At 70.9% G+C, this 15172-nt stretch carries 10 protein-coding genes; 3 read left to right on the plus strand and 7 right to left on the minus strand.

From position 1 onward, the window contains the following. Positions 1-140: 140 nt before the first annotated feature. The 7 genes from ACIBB8_RS15785 to ACIBB8_RS15815 form a co-directional block, all read right to left on the minus strand. A complete protein-coding gene (locus ACIBB8_RS15785) occupies positions 141-2816 on the minus strand; it encodes a SpoIIE family protein phosphatase (RefSeq protein WP_398952358.1) in 2676 nt (891 codons plus the stop codon). A 184-nt stretch (positions 2817-3000) separates the two neighbouring features. Next, positions 3001-3576 carry a hypothetical protein gene (locus tag ACIBB8_RS15790; RefSeq protein WP_398952360.1) on the minus strand — a complete coding sequence of 192 codons (576 nt, stop codon included), beginning with the start codon at positions 3574-3576 and terminating at the stop codon, positions 3001-3003. Between the two features lie 378 nt (positions 3577-3954). Then, positions 3955-4953: a cation diffusion facilitator family transporter gene (locus tag ACIBB8_RS15795; protein ID WP_398952361.1), complete on the minus strand. Its 999-nt coding sequence runs from the start codon at positions 4951-4953 to the stop codon at positions 3955-3957. Positions 4954-5149: 196 nt separating this feature from the next. Beyond that, complete coding sequence (locus tag ACIBB8_RS15800; RefSeq protein WP_398952363.1) at positions 5150-6064, minus strand: acyl-CoA thioesterase; 915 nt, start codon at positions 6062-6064, stop codon at positions 5150-5152. Positions 6065-6083: 19 nt separating this feature from the next. Continuing rightward, entirely contained in the window at positions 6084-7241 is a 1158-nt protein-coding gene (locus ACIBB8_RS15805) for an acyl-CoA dehydrogenase family protein (protein ID WP_398952365.1), read from the minus strand. Positions 7242-7517: 276 nt separating this feature from the next. Next, a complete protein-coding gene (locus tag ACIBB8_RS15810) occupies positions 7518-8756 on the minus strand; it encodes an MFS transporter (protein ID WP_398952367.1) in 1239 nt (412 codons plus the stop codon). 447 nt (positions 8757-9203) lie between these two features. Continuing rightward, positions 9204-10688, minus strand: coding sequence for a PucR family transcriptional regulator ligand-binding domain-containing protein (locus ACIBB8_RS15815; protein WP_398952369.1), 1485 nt, complete (start codon positions 10686-10688; stop codon positions 9204-9206). Between the two features lie 124 nt (positions 10689-10812). Between ACIBB8_RS15815 and ACIBB8_RS15820 the strand changes: the two genes are divergently transcribed. From ACIBB8_RS15820 to ACIBB8_RS15830, 3 genes are all read left to right on the plus strand, one after another. Then, positions 10813-12282: a sodium:solute symporter gene (locus tag ACIBB8_RS15820; protein WP_398952371.1), complete on the plus strand. Its 1470-nt coding sequence runs from the start codon at positions 10813-10815 to the stop codon at positions 12280-12282. Positions 12283-12458: 176 nt separating this feature from the next. Continuing rightward, positions 12459-13436: an agmatinase gene (speB, locus tag ACIBB8_RS15825; RefSeq protein WP_345518034.1), complete on the plus strand. Its 978-nt coding sequence runs from the start codon at positions 12459-12461 to the stop codon at positions 13434-13436. After that, entirely contained in the window at positions 13433-15118 is a 1686-nt protein-coding gene (locus ACIBB8_RS15830; RefSeq protein WP_398952374.1) for a thiamine pyrophosphate-binding protein, read from the plus strand. The genes speB and ACIBB8_RS15830 overlap by 4 nt, the downstream gene beginning before the upstream one ends. Positions 15119-15172 lie beyond the last annotated feature (54 nt).

Raw genomic sequence — 15172 nt, forward strand, 5'->3', positions numbered from 1 at the left:
CGCTCCGCGACGCCCGGCTCGTTGAAGGCGTCGGCGTACCGCGGCAGCGACTCCTTGGCGGTCGGCAGGGTATCCGACCCGCGCTTCTACGGCCCGATGGTCGCGTATCTGCTGGGAGCGGCGGGTCTCCTCCCGGCGGATCAGCCCGCGATGTCGTCCCACTGAGCATCGTCCAGCTGAGCGAGCAGCAGGTCGCCGAGATCCACACCGGGTTCCGCGGCGCCGTCATGGAGGGCCTGTTCGGCCCAGATGACCTTGCCGCGGGCCAGGTAGCGGGTGCCCCAGTGCCGGGCGAACTGGGCGACGAGGAACAGGCCGCGGCCGCCCTCGTCCGTGGTGGCGGCCCGGCGTAGATGGGGGGCGGTGCTGGACCCGTCGGAGACCTCGCAGATCAGGGTGCGGTCGTACAGCAGGCGGACGGTGATGGGTTGGGTGCCGTAGCGTACGGCGTTGGTGATCAGCTCGCTGAGGATCAGTTCGGTGGCGAAGGAGATCTCGTCCAGCCCCCAGTTGCTCAGCCGGAGGGTGCACTCCGCGCGGACGGGGGCGACGGCCGCCGGGTCGGAGGCGACCGCCCATTCGGCGACCCGGTCGGGGGCCAGCCGGTGGGTACGGGCCACCAGCAGCGCGATGTCGTCGCTGGGCCGGGTGGGCAGCAGGGCGTTCAGCACCGCGGTGCAGGTCTCCTCCGGGGTGCGGTCCACCGTGGCGGCCAGGGCGGTGTGCAGGGTCTCCAGGCCGGTGCCGATGTCGTTGCTGCGTCCCTTGACCAGCCCGTCGGTGAAGAGCACCAGACGTGAGCCTTCCGGCACATCCAGCCGGGCCGTCTCGAAGGGAAGGGAGCCGCCCAGGCCCAGCGGGGGAGAGACCGGTACGTCCGGGTAGTCCACGGTGCCGTCGGGGTGGACCAGGGCCGGTCCCGGGTGGCCGGACCGGGCCAGGGTGCACAGCCCGGTGACCGGGTCGTAGGCGGCGTACAGGCAGGTGGCACCGGTGACCGCCTTGTCCTCGTGGTTCCCGGTGGCCTCTTCGGTGTCGAGCTGGGTGACCAGCTCGTCCAGGTAGCTCAGGAGTTCGTCGGGAGGCAGGTCGAGGGCCGAGAAGTTGCGGACGGCGGTGCGCAGACGGCCCATGGTGGCGGCGGCGTGCAGGCCGTGGCCGACGACGTCGCCGACCACCAGGGCCACCCGGGTGCCAGGCAGCGGGATGACGTCGAACCAGTCGCCGCCCACCCCGGCCTGGGCGGGCAGATAGCGGTGGGCGACCTCCAGCGCGGACTGCTCGGGCAGGGCGCGGGGCAGCAGGCTGCGCTGCAGGGTGACGGCCATGGTGTGCTCATGGGTGTAGCGGCGGGCGTTGTCGACGCACACCGCGGCCCGGGCGGCCAGCTCCTCGGCGAAGGCGACGTCCTCTTCGTCGAAAGGCTCCTTCTCGCGGCGCCAGAACTTGACCATCCCCAGCACCACACCGCGCGCCTGCAACGGCACCACGATCAGGGAGTGGATTCCGGAGTCCACGATGCGGCGGGCCCGTTCGGGATCCAGCTCCCGCCACCCGTGCGCGGTCCTCAGGTCCACCTCGAGCCGCGCGCGGCCGCCTTTCAGGGCCTGTGCCTGCGGGGCGGAGCCGACGAAGTCGATCAGAGAGCCCACCGGGAACAGCAGCCGGCCTTCGGGGGCACCACTCACGGCGGCGCGCCGGACGATGGTGCTCCGCTCCGAGGGCTCCTCCCCCCGCAGAACCGCCTCCAGCAGGTCGACGGTGACGGCGTCGGCGAACCGGGGGGCCGCCACCTCGGCCAGTTCCTCGGAGGTGCGCGTGATGTCCAGCGTGGTGCCGATCCGCACCCCGGCGTCGTACAGCAGCCTCAACCGCTCCCGCGCGATGTCCGCCCGCCCCGCGAGCGCCGTCAGCTCGGTGGTGTCCCGCAGCGTCGCCACACTGCCGGGCGGCCCGCCGTACGGGGCGGTGGGCCGCTGGTTCACGGCCAGCAGCCGGTCCCCGGCGAACACTACCTTGTCGGTCGCGGCCCGTCCGGAGGCCAGCAGTTCGGCCGTGCCCGGCTCCAGACCCAGCTCCGTCACCTGGCGCTGCTCGGCGTCCGTCGGCAGGTCCAGCAGCCGCCGCGCCTCGTCGTTGGCGAGCAGCAGCCGCCCGTCGCCGCCGGTGATCAGTACGCCCTCGCGCACCGCGTGGAGCACCGCGTCGTGGTGCTCGTACATCCGGGTCATCTCCGCCGGGTCCAGGCCGCGGGTCTGGCGCCGCAGCCGCCGGCTCACCAGCGCCGTGCTGCCCGCGGACACCACGAGGGCGACGGCCGCGCCCCCCAGGAGGAGCGGCAACTGACCGGCCACCACAGCGTTCAGGTGCTTGATCCTGATCGCGACGACGACGGTACCCACGACCTTGCCCTTGTCGTCGGTCACGGGGACCACGCCCTGCACCTCGCCGCCGGAGGTCCCGTGGACGGTCTCCGTGACGACGTTTCCCTTGAGGACGGGCTCGATGTTGGCGAGGACATGTGTGCCGATGAGGTTCGTCCAGGGGTGCGTGTAGCGGATACCTTTCGTGTCCGTCACCACAACGGCGTCGACGCCGGCCAGCTTCCGGACCTTCTCGGCCCGTGGCTGGAGCGCCGCGGTCGGGTCCTTGGACCGGAGGCCCTCCACGATCCCGGGAGACGTCGCGAAGGTCTGGGCGACGGCGACCGACCGGCTGACGGCCTCCCTCTCGGCCTCGTTGCGGGTGTGGATCGCCAGTGCCACCGCCGCGATGACGACGAGCAGAAGGGTGATGACGGCTTGCACGGCGAACATCTGCCCCGCGATGCTTCGCGGGGAGAGTCTCGACCGACCGAAGAACCCGGTCATCGTCCCATTTTCCCGCAATCCCATCCCGTCAGCGCGGGACGCGGACCACGCCCTCCTGGATCACCGAGATCGCCAGCCGGCCGTCCTGGGCGCACCTGCCGGCAGGCGTGATCCACTGAGGTGGGATCGGTCAGCGATTCGTGTTGAGGAAGCCGATCGCGACCGCGCCCCACCAGCAGACCTGGGACAGGAGCGCCGTGGCGCCTCCCCAGGCCATCATTCCGCGACCGATCGGCTCAGTGGCGTCGGCGAGGCGGCGACCGAGGAGGCCCGCCTGGAGGCCGTTGAGGGTGAGCAGGCCGACCAGCGCGATCTTCGTCTGGGTCAGCGGGGAGTGCAGGTCGGGTTGGAGCATGAGCCCGCTGGTAACCAGCCCGCCGAGACCGGCCCAGATCGGGACGTGGAGCCGGGACGTGGCGGCTATGACCTCACCGAGCGGGCAGCGGCCGGTGGCCCACAGCAGGCCGTAGTAGTCGGCGGAGAGCACAGCGCCGAAGCCGAGCACCAGCGAGGCGAGGTGGACGAAGAGCGCGGCGGTGTGCAGCGTCCGGTCGGTGCGCACATGGAGGGACCACCACAGCCCCGCCGTCAGCACGATCATCGCCACCAGGCCGGCTGCCGCCACGGTCCACCACGAGTCGTACAGGCGGACAGGACGAAGGGAGGGCGTTCTGGCGGGCACCGAGGCGGCGGCAGGGGGCAGCATGTGAGGGGCTCCGAGGAGAGTGCGGACGCGGGCCTGCACCAGACCCACACAAAAGCTAGGTAAGGCTTACCTAATTCCCGCTCCGCGTCAATGTGGCTCCGCAGCCAGGACGCCGTTCCGGCTGTTCGCAAGCACGCTGGGGACCTGGCCGACGGGTGGTGGGGCGGGGTTTCCGGGCTTCCCAGACCCCGCCGGCCGCAGCCGCGCGGCCGCGGCCGCGCTGTTGCCCGGCCTTGAGCAGCTTCACCGCCGGGCCCTCCAGTGCCGTGCGGGCCGCTGCCTGGCCGTCGCCGTACCAGGCCCCCGTACCGGGATCAGGCCCCCGTACCAGGCCCCCGTACCGGGATCAGGCCCCCGTACCAGGCCCCCGTACCGGGATCAGGCCCCCGTACCGGTATCCGGCCCCGCCCCCGGCCGGCCTGCCTGCCGCTGCCGCAGCCCCGGCGTCGGGTCCAGATACACCCGGCGGATCGACGGATAGCGTTCCCGCAGCTGCTCCTCCGCCTCCTCGCACGCCCACTCGATCTGTTCCGCGGTCGACGCGTCCCGGAAGTCGATCTTCGCGGCGACGAGGACCTCCGTCGGTCCCTGGATCAGGGTGGTCAGCTCCAGGACCTCGATGACGTGCGGTACGGAGAGGATTTCCTCGCGAACCCCGTCCCGCATCTCCTTCGGCAGCGGGCGGCCGATCAGCAGCTGGGCGTTGGAGCGGCCCAGCACCCAGGCCACGTACACCAGCAGGGCGCCGATCAGGATCGACGCGATGCCGTCCCAGACGCCCGAGCCGGAGAGCGTGCCGCCGAGGAGGCCGCCCGCGGCGAGGAGCAGGCCGACCAGGGCTGCCGAGTCCTCCATCACGACCGCCTTGACCGCGGTGTCGGGCGTGTGGCGCAAGTAGTGGGTGGTGGGTGTGCCCAGACGGGCGGCCTCACCGCGGATCTGGCGCATGCCCGTGCGCAGCGAGTAGCCCTCCAGAACGAACGCGACGGCCAGCACGATGTACGAGATCAGCGGGTCGCCGAGTTCCTCGCCCCGGACGAGCGTGTGGATGCCGTCGTAGATGGCGAACACCGCGCCGCCGACGAACGTGGCGACCGAGGCGAGCAGCGCCCAGATGTAGCGCTCGGGGCCGTAGCCCAGCGGGTGTTCCTCGTCTGCGGGCCTCTCACTGCGCTTGAGCGCGGTGAGCAGCAGGACCTCGGTGACGGTGTCGGCGACCGAGTGCGCCGCCTCGGAGAGCATCGCGCTCGATCCGCTGATCAGCCCCGCGATCACCTTCGCCACGGCGATACCAAGGTTGGCGATCGCCGCGACGACGACCGTGAACGTGGACTCCCCACCAGTCGCGCTGCCGCTGGTGCTGTGCTCGGCGCTCATGGTGGGGAGTATCCACGAAGGGCCGGGCGGTGGCCTGTTCAGACCGCCCGGCACTTGGGGGGCGTCGCGGGGCTGGGTGCGCACATCTGCGGCGTTGTCGTCAATCACCATGGCTCCGCCATGGCTCAATCCCCCGCCTTGCAACTGCACGTACCCAGCCCCGCTCCTTGTCCCACCCCTCAAGTGCCGGGCGGTCTCAGTCCCGCGGGACCCGGACCACGCCCTCCTGGATCACGGTGACCGCCAGCCGGCCGTCCTGCGTGTAGATACGGGCCTGGCCGAGCCCGCGCCCGCCGGACGCGGACGGCGAGGCCTGGTCGTACAGCAGCCATTCGTCGGCCCGGAACGGCCGGTGGAACCACATCGCGTGGTCCAGGCTCGCGCCGACCACGTCGCCGACCATCCAGCCGCCGCGCCCGTGCGCGAGCAGCACCGAGTCGAGCAGCGTCATGTCGGAGACGTACGTGGCCATGCAGACGTGCAGCAGCGGGTCGTCCGCGAGCTTGCCGTTGGTGCGGAACCACACCTGGGAGCGGGGCTCCTGCGGTGTGCCGACGCTGGCGAACGGCGGGGCGCCGACATAGCGCAGGTCCACCGCGTCCCGCGCCTCCAGCAGCCGGTCCATGACACCCGGGTCGGTGAACAAGTCGGCGTACTGCGGCAGCATCTGCGCCGCCGTGGGCAGTGTCTCCGGGTCGGGAGCGGGCGGCATGTCCTCCTGGTGCTCCAGGCCGTCCTCGTACGTCTGGAAGGACGCCGAGAGATGGAAGATCGGCTGCCCGTGCTGGACGGCCACCACCCGGCGGGTGGTGAAGGAGCGGCCGTCGCGGATCCGGTCGACGCTGTAGACGATCGGCGCGCCCGGGTCGCCCATCCGCAGGAAGTAGGAGTGCAACGAGTGGGGCAATGGGGTCTCCCCTGCTCGAGCGGAGCCGAGAGCTTGGGGAAGGTCCCCGGGGACGGTGCGGCCCGCGGCAACGAGTGCCTGGGCCGCGACCTGTCCGCCGAAGACCCGGGGCACGATCGCCGAACGGCTCGCGCCCCGGAAGATGTCCTGCTCGATCTGCTCCAGGTCGAGCAGATCGAGCAGGGATTCAAGTGCGGTGCTCATGGAAGAGAACGTAACCGCCCTACAGGCCCATGGACTTGGCGATGATCGACTTCATGACCTCGCTGGTGCCGCCGTAGATGCGGTTGACGCGGTTGTCCGCGTACAGGCGGGCGATCGGGTACTCGTTCATGAAGCCGTAGCCGCCGTGCAGCTGGAGGCAGCGGTCGATCACGCGGTGCGCGACCTCGGTGCAGAACAGCTTCGCGGAGGCGGCCTCGGCGGCGGTCAGCTCGCCGGCGTCGAGGGCCTCCAGCGCGCGGTCGGCGACGGCCTGGGCCGCGTCCACCTCGGCCTGGCAGGCGGCCAGCTCGAACTTGGTGTTCTGGAACGAGGCGACGGTCTTGCCGAAGACCGTGCGGTCCTGCACGTAGCTCTGGGCGAACCGGACGGCCGCAGCGGCCTGCGCGTACGCGCCGAAGGCTATGCCCCAGCGCTCGGACGCCAGGTTGGTGCCGAGGTAGCCGAAGCCCTTGTTCTCCTCGCCGAGCAGGTCCTCGACCGGGACCTTGACGTCGACGAACGCCAGCTCGGCGGTGTCGGAGACCTTCAGGCCGAGCTTGTCCAGCTTGCGGCCGACCGAGTAGCCCGCCGACTTGGTGTCCACGGCGAACAGGGAGATGCCGAAGCGGCGGTCGTCCTCGCGGGGAGCGGACGTACGAGCGCACACGATCACGCGGTCGGCATGCACACCACCGGTGATGAAGGTCTTGGCGCCGTTGAGGACGTAGTGCGTGCCGTCCTCGGAGAGCTTGGCGGTGGTCTTCATGCCCGCGACGTCGGAGCCGGTGCCCGGCTCGGTCATCGCGAGAGCCCACATCTCCTCGCCGGTGGCGAACTTCGGCAGCCAGCGCTTCTTCTGCTCGTCGGTGGCGAGCATCTTGATGTACGGCAGGCCGAGCAGGGTGTGCACACCCGAGCCGCCGAAGGAGACACCGGCGCGGGCGGTCTCCTCGTAGATGACGGCCTCGTACTTGTGCGAGTCGATGCCGGCGCCGCCGTACTCCTCGTCCACCTCGATGCCGAAGACGCCCAGCTCGCCGAGCTTGTGGTAGAACTCGCGCGGCGCCTGGCCGGCGGCGAACCACTCGTCGTAGACGGGGACGACCTCGGCCGCGATGAAGGCGCGGATGGTCTCCCGGAACGCCTCGTGGTCCTCGTTGAATACCGTACGGCGCACGGGGTGCCTCCTCTGTCGGCTTCGATCAGCTTCGGGCGAGCATCGGCCAGCGGCATGGCTAAGCGCTTGCTCAGTTCTGCTCAAAAGTTACCCGGCGGTCACCAGGACTGTCCAGGGTGATGCTCAGCACGCTCGGGGCGGTCGGGGGCGGCGCGCCCCGGGGCGGAGTCTTGCTCCGCCCTGGCCCGGGCGTCGCGGAGCACCTGCTCCCGACGGTCGCGGGAGTGACCACAAGACCCTCTGCGTCGGCCACGACGATGTCTCCGGCGTCCATGCTCATGGGGTGGCGGCTCGCCACGCGGGATGCAATGCGGGATAGAGGCTGACCAGGAGATATCCAGCCGCGATCACGAGCAAAGCCGTGGTGAGGCTGGTCATGGCGACCAGCAGGCCAGCGCCGAAAATGCCCACCGGCACCGCGGCCACAACTGCTGCCATGATTGCGCCGGACACGCGTCCCCGGAGCTCCGAGGGAATACGGCTGAACTGGACGGCGGTCAACAGCGGGTTCACTGGTCCAGCAGCGATGCCGGCGAGAGCCATGGTGACGACAAGCGTGGGAGTTCCGGGCATCGCGGCGATGACGAAGAACTTCGGGGCCCCGGACATCAGCAACGCGCCGGTCAGGATGACGTGCCGGGGGAACCGATGCCCGACTGCGCCGAACAGGACCGCGCCCGCCAGGGCGCCGGCACCGAAGGCAGCGACCGAAAGCCCCAGGGTGAGCGGGTTGTCGAGCACCTGCTTGGCCAAGGTGGGCAGCAGTACGGTGAACAGGGCATTGTCGGCCATGTTGGCGAACATGAACACCACGAGGATCCGGGGCATCAACGTGTCTTCGCGGATGAACCGCAGTCCTTCCCTGAGCTCCGCGAAGTACCGCGACGCGCCTTTCGACAGGTGCGGAGTCTCGCGAGGCGACGCTCGGGGCACAGTCAGTCCCACGAGCAGGGCCGATACCAGGAAGCTGGCCGCATCCAGGTACAGCACAAGGATTGGCCCGAGAGCCGCGACGAGCACGCCGCCGAGTAATCCGCCGGTGAGCTGAGCGACACGCATCACTGTCTCGTGGGCGCTCATCGCCCGCTCCAGCCGCATACCGCCGGCTTCGGCCAGGTCGGGCACGAGGGAGCGGCGGGCTGTTGTGCCTGGAACGTCGAGCATCGAGCCGGCGAACGTGAGGACCAGCAACAGCCAGAAAGACAGGTGGCCCAGCATGTACAGGACCGGGATCGCCGCCACTGTCAGGCCGCTGGCCAGGTCGGCATGGACACTGCTGCGGATGAACCCCATGCGGTCCACCAGGGGGCCGCCGAAGATGCCGGCCAGCACCACGGGAACGAAGTAGGCGACGCCGCTCAGCCCGGCCCGTGCGGGATCACCGGTGGTGTCCAGCACGAACCAGGGAATCGCGATCAGGGCGATCCGGTTTCCCGCGACCGACACTGCCTCGGCTGCCAGGACAGCGCCAAGCGCTCGCCGTGCCGCAGCCGTTGACGTGTCTGAAGAAGTCACCTGGTGATGTCCGGGAAGTGCCAGGTGTGGTCATCGCGGATCGGTGACAGCCGCGTCGGGGTGGGCAGGTCGGGCACCAGTAAATCCTCTCGTCGTATGGCATGCAGACGACGATTACGCTAGCCAGGAGCGCGGACACCCATGCCTGAACGCGGGACTTCGGCCGGAACCCTGCCTCGCCCGACGAAGACGACACCGCCCCGGTGGTGAGCCCGAATCAGCACGAGGACCTCGGCGATCACACCGCCGGGTCCTGCTATCCCTGAGGTGTCCGAGGACCGGGGCCAGGCCCCTGCGTCGTTCCAGCCCCTGAGAGCCTGTCGGGTGACCTCTGATCAGCGAATCGGCAATCGGCCAACTGTGACTTGCGCCTGACATGGTGTCGGGTCTTGTCGCGCGCGGCGCCTGATGCCGTATCAGGCGTGTGCCGTCACCGATGAATGCGGCTCACCGCTGCCGTAGCGCGAACCACAGTTCCGTGCGTACGTCCATGTCGTCCAGGTCGGCGTCCAGCAGCGTCGCGCAGCGGGCGATGCGCTGGCGGACCGTGTTGCGGTGGATCTGGAGGGCGGTCGCCGTGCGGTCCCAGCTGCCGTGCAGGCTGAGCCAGCAGCGCAGCGTCTCCGCCAGTGGCTCGGTGAGCGGGGCGAGCAGGGCGCGGGCGTGGGCCTCGGCCTGGTCCGGAGGGATCAGGGCGGCCAGACCGCCTCCGGCGCCGTTGTCGTGGTGGGCCAGCGGGGTACGGGTGGCCACGGCCCGGCCCAGGGCGCGGGCTGCCTGGCCGTCGGCGAGGTCCAGCGCGGTGATGGAGACGGGGGCGGAGGTGCCGAGTGTCCAGCCGGGCTGCGGGGTGACCCGCTCGCCACCCGGGACCAGGACCCTGACCGCGTCGCCGCCCCGGCCCGCGTCGACCAGCGCCGACCCCAGTGCGGCACCCAGTGCCCCGGCGGTGAGCGGGTCGACGGGGCCGCCACCGCTGCGCCGGGCATGCACCACCGTCCAGAAGCCGGTGCCGCCGAGCAGCGGGGCGACATCCGCCGGGTCCGCGCCCAGCAGCATCCGCACCAGTGCCGCGGACCGGCCCGCGGTGTCGGCGCCCTGGTGCGGGGCGGCCAGCAGGGAGAGAAGGACGACCGCGATCCCGGTGACCGTGTGGTCGCCCGCCTCGCGCCGCCCCGTCGACAGCGCCAGGACGAGCCCCTGCCCGCCGCCGAGCGCGTACGCGAAGAGATGCGTGTCGCCGACGGTGTCGGTCGCGGATGTGGGGGCGGGGGAGGCGGGAAGTGCGGCGGGGGAGACCACGCCGGTCAGCCGGGTCAGCGCCGCCCGTACCTCGGGGGACGGGTGCCGGCCCGCCGCGTGCAGCTCCTCGCCGGCCGCCGAGAGCAGGACCGCCCACCCTGACAACTGGGCGGCGAGCTGGTGCAGCACCGCGGGGACCGGATCCGGCCGGGCCGCCGCCGTGGCCAGGGCCTGCTGGGCGCGCGTCACCCGGCGCAGCTCCCGGTGCCGGGCCTCGGCCATCAGGCGCCACACCGCTCGGGCGATCGCGGTGAACGGGGTCTCGGGCGGCACCTCCACCAGCGGCAGCCCGTGCCGGTCGCACGCCTCGATCAGCGCCTGCGGCACGGAGTCGTGCACCGGTGTGACCCCGAAGCCGAGCGCCGCCGCCCCCGCCTCCACCAGCCGGGCGACATAGGTGTCCGGGTCCTTGAGCAGCACCCCGGCGCTCAGCAGCAGCTCACCGCCGAGCAGATACGGGTACGGGTCGGCCATCTCCGAGGTGTGCACCCACCACAGGTCCGCGTGGTCGGGTCCCGCGATCCGGCGCAGCCGGAGCTCCTCGCGGGCGAGCAGCTCGGCGAGCGGGATGGGCGGAGTGGGGGGAGCGGACCCGGTGGTGGCTGTGGGTCCGGTGGGAGTGTCCGGCATGGATGGTCCATCCACTGGCTACGACGAGAATGGATGAAACGTACACTTCAGCGCCGCTTGTAGGCCACCTACCGTCTTCACACAACACATACCCGCAACATTTCACGGAGACGGAGGTAAGCCCATGGCTGTCGACTACGCAGTGATCATCGTCTATCTGGCCGGCATGCTCGCGATGGGCTGGTGGGGCATGCGCCGCGCCAAGTCCAAGAGCGAATTCCTGGTGGCGGGCCGCCGCCTCGGCCCCTGGATGTACTCCGGGACCATGGCCGCGATCGTCCTCGGTGGTGCCTCCACCATCGGCGGCGTCGGCCTCGGCTACCAGTACGGACTCTCCGGCGCCTGGATGGTCTTCACCATCGGCCTCGGGCTGCTCGTGCTGTCCATCTTCTTCTCGGCGCGCATCGCCCGGCTGAAGGTCTACACCGTCTCCGAGATGCTCGACCTGCGTTACGGCGGCCGGGCCGGACTCATCTCCGGTGTCGTCATGTGGGCGTACACGCTGATGCTCGCGGTCACCTCGACCATCGCGTACGCCACCATCTTCGACGTCCTCTTCGACATGAACCGCACCGTCGCGATCATCCTCGGCGGCACCATCGTCGTCGCGTACTCGACGCTCGGCGGCATGTGGTCGATCACGCTCACGGACATGGTGCAGTTCGTCGTCAAGACGATCGGCGTCCTGCTGCTGCTCCTGCCGATCGCCGTCATCAAGGCCGGCGGCTTCAGCGAGATGAAGGCGAAGCTGCCCACCGAGTACTTCGACCCGCTGGGCATCGGCGGCGAGACGATCTTCACCTACGTGCTGATCTACACCTTCGGCATGCTGATCGGCCAGGACATCTGGCAGCGCGTGTTCACCGCGCGCACCGACCGCACCGCACGCTGGGGCGGCACCGTCGCCGGTACGTACTGCCTGGTGTACGCGATCGCCGGAGCCGTCATCGGCACCGCCGCCAAGGTCATGTACCCGAAGCTGCCCAGCGCGGACGCGGCCTTCGCGACCATCGTCAAGGATGAGCTGCCGGTGGGCGTGCGCGGACTGGTGCTGGCCGCCGCACTCGCCGCGGTGATGTCGACGTCGTCCGGTGCGCTGATCGCCTGTGCCACCGTCGCCAACAACGACATCTGGTCGAGGCTGCGGGGCGCGGTGACCCGGAGCGGCGGCGAGGAGCACGACGAGGTGAAGGGCAACCGGGCCTTCATCCTCATCATGGGGGTGGCCGTCATCGCCATCGCCATCGCCCTCAACAACGTCGTCGAGGCCCTGACCGTCGCGTACAACCTGCTCGTCGGCGGGCTGCTCGTGCCGATCCTCGGTGGTCTGCTGTGGCGTCGCGGCACCGCCGCCGGTGCGCTGGCCGCGGTGTCCGTCGGTGGCCTCGCGGTGATCGGTCTGATGGCGTCGTACGGAATCCTCGCCAACGAGCCGGTCTACTACGGGCTGCTGTCCTCGCTCGCGGCGTATGTGATCGTGTCCCTGGCCACGAAGCCGACCGACGCGGTGGTGCTCACCGCCTGGCGCGAGCGCCTGGCGGGCAGGGGCGCCGACTCCGACGAGGCGCCGGCCGCGGACCCGGTCGCCGTCTAGTCTCCAGGCGCCAGCAGCCACTCGTCCTCAATCGCCGGGCAGGTCATTCAAGCCCGTCCGGCGATTGAGGATGGAACTGTTGCGGGAGGCACCCCGCGTGCCACCGCACTCCGCACTCTCGAATATCGTACGAACGCCCACAAAGCGTGCATCACCCTCTCAGGAAGGCATTCCACATGAGCAGCAACGAAACGCCGCGCGGCCCCGTCGACTCCTCCCGCGTCCCGCGGTACGCCGGTCCCGCGACGTTCGCGCGGCTGCCCCGGCTCGACGAGGTCGGCACCGCCGATGTCGCCGTCGTCGGCGTGCCTTTCGACACGGGTGTCTCCTACCGCCCCGGCGCCCGCTTCGGCGGCAACGCGATCCGTGAGGCGTCGCGCCTGCTGCGCCCGTACAACCCGGCGCAGGACGCCTCGCCGTTCGCGCTCGCGCAGGTCGCCGACGCCGGTGACATCGCCGCCAACCCGTTCAACATCAACGAGGCCGTCGAGACGATCGAGGCCGCGGCCGACGACCTCCTCTCCACCGGCGCCCGCATGATGACGCTCGGCGGCGACCACACCATCGCGCTCCCGCTGCTGCGCTCCGTCGCGAAGAAGCACGGCCCGGTCGCCCTGCTCCACTTCGACGCCCACCTCGACACGTGGGACACCTACTTCGGCGCCGAGTACACCCACGGCACCCCGTTCCGCCGGGCCGTCGAGGAGGGCATCCTCGACACGTCCGCGCTCTCCCACGTCGGTACCCGCGGCCCGCTGTACGGCAAGCAGGACCTCGACGACGACGCCAAGATGGGCTTCGGCATCGTCACCTCCGCCGACGTCATGCGCCGCGGCGTCGACGAGATCGCCGACCAGCTGCGCCAGCGCATCGGTGACCGCCCGCTGTACATCTCCATCGACATCGACGTGCTGGACCCGGCGCACGCGCCCGGCACCGGCACCCCCGAGGCGGGCGGCCTCACCTCCCGCGAGCTCCTCGAGATCGTCCGCGGCCTGTCCTCCTGCAACCTGGTCTCCGCCGACCTGGTCGAGGTCGCCCCCGCGTACGACCACGCGGAGATCACCTCCGTCGCGGCGTCTCACACCGCGTACGAGCTGACCACGATCATGTCCCGTCAGATCGCGGCGGCCAAGGGGACTCAGGGCAAGTGACCCACGACCACCACGACGAGCGGCCGCAGCTCACCCCCGAGCAGATCGCGGCCGCCCTGAACCCTCCCGCCGGACGAAACGGCGGTGACCTCGTCGTCGAGACCCTCCAGGGCCTCGGCGCGACCACCGTCTTCGGGCTGCCCGGCCAGCACGCGCTGGGCATGTTCGACGCGCTGCGCCGCTCCTCCCTCTCGTACGTCGGGCTGCGCGTCGAGAACAACGCGGGCTTCGCCGCCGACGCGTACGGCCGGATCACCGGCGAAGTGGCGCCGCTGCTGCTCTCCACCGGGCCGGGCGCGCTCACCTCCCTCGCCGCGCTCCAGGAGGCGGCGGCCGCGTCCGCCCCCGTGCTGGCCATCTCCAGCCAGATCCCGACCGCGGGTCTGGGCGGCGGCCGCCACGGCTACCTGCACGAACTCCGGGACCAGAAGGCGTCGTTCCGCGACATCGTGAAGTCGGTCCACACGGTCCGTACGGCGTCGCAGATCCCGTCCGCGATCGCCGCCGCGTGGGAGTCCGCGTTGACGGCCCCGCACGGCCCGGTCTGGATCGAGATCCCGCAGGACGTGCTCCTGGCCGAGACCACCCTGCCGGCCGTCACGGCGATGGACGCCACCCCGCGCCCCCTGTACCCGCGGCCCGAACTGACCGCCGTGGCAGCGCACCTGCTGTCGAACGCCGAGCGTCCGGCGATCATCGCGGGTGGCGGAGTCGTACGCTCCGACGCGTCCGGCAAGCTGCTCGCCCTCGCGGAGAAGATCGACGCCCCGGTCGTCACCACGTTCGGCGGCAAGGGGGCGTTCCCCTGGGAGCACCCCCTCTCGCTCCAGTCCTGGCTGGAGGACCGCCACACGACGGACTTCCTCGAAGCGGCGGACGTCCTGCTGGTCGTCGGCTCCGGACTGGGTGAACTCTCCTCGAACTACCACACGTTCAGCCCGCGCGGCCGGGTCATCCAGATCGAGGCGGACGCCGGGAAGCTGGAGTCCAACCACCCCGCACTCGGCATCCACGCCGACGCCCGCGAGGCCCTCGCCGACCTCCTCGAAGCGGTCGACCGCCGAGCGGACGAGGCGGCGGCGGACCGCGTGCGAACGGTCCTCGACGCGGTACGGACCCGGATCGCAGGCCAGGACCTCACGCTGGAGCAGCAGCTCATCGCCTCGGTCCGCGAGGCGCTGCCCGACACGTCCCCCAGCTTCTGGGACATGACGATCCTCGCCTACTGGGCCTGGTCCGCCTTCGACGCCCGCCACCCGAACACGATGCACTCGGCGCAGGGCGCGGGCGGCCTCGGCTACGGCTTCCCGGCAGCGCTCGGCGCGGCGGCGGCCGACCGTACGAAGCCGGTCCTGGCGGTCTCCGGCGACGGCGGCGCGATGTACTCCATCGCGGAACTGGCCACGGCCCGTCAGTACGACCTGCCGGTCACCTGGCTGATCGTCGACGACGGCGGCTACGGGATCCTGCGCGAGTACATGACGGGTGCGTTCGGCGAGGCCACGGCGACGGAACTGTCCCGCCCGGACTTCGTCGCCCTCGCCGAGTCGTTCGGCGTACCCGCGGTCCGTACGACCCCGGAGACGCTCGCCGACGACCTGACGAAGTCCTTTGCGCAGCCCGGCCCTTCGGTGGTCGTGCTGCCGGCACTACTGAGGATGTTCGAGCCGACACATCTGTAGGCCACCGGTACGCGCACCCGTGGCCGCTCACGGCGGCGACGGGTGCGCGGAGGT

This window comes from Streptomyces sp. NPDC051286, from assembly GCF_044455345.1.
Lineage (GTDB): Bacteria > Actinomycetota > Actinomycetes > Streptomycetales > Streptomycetaceae > Streptomyces.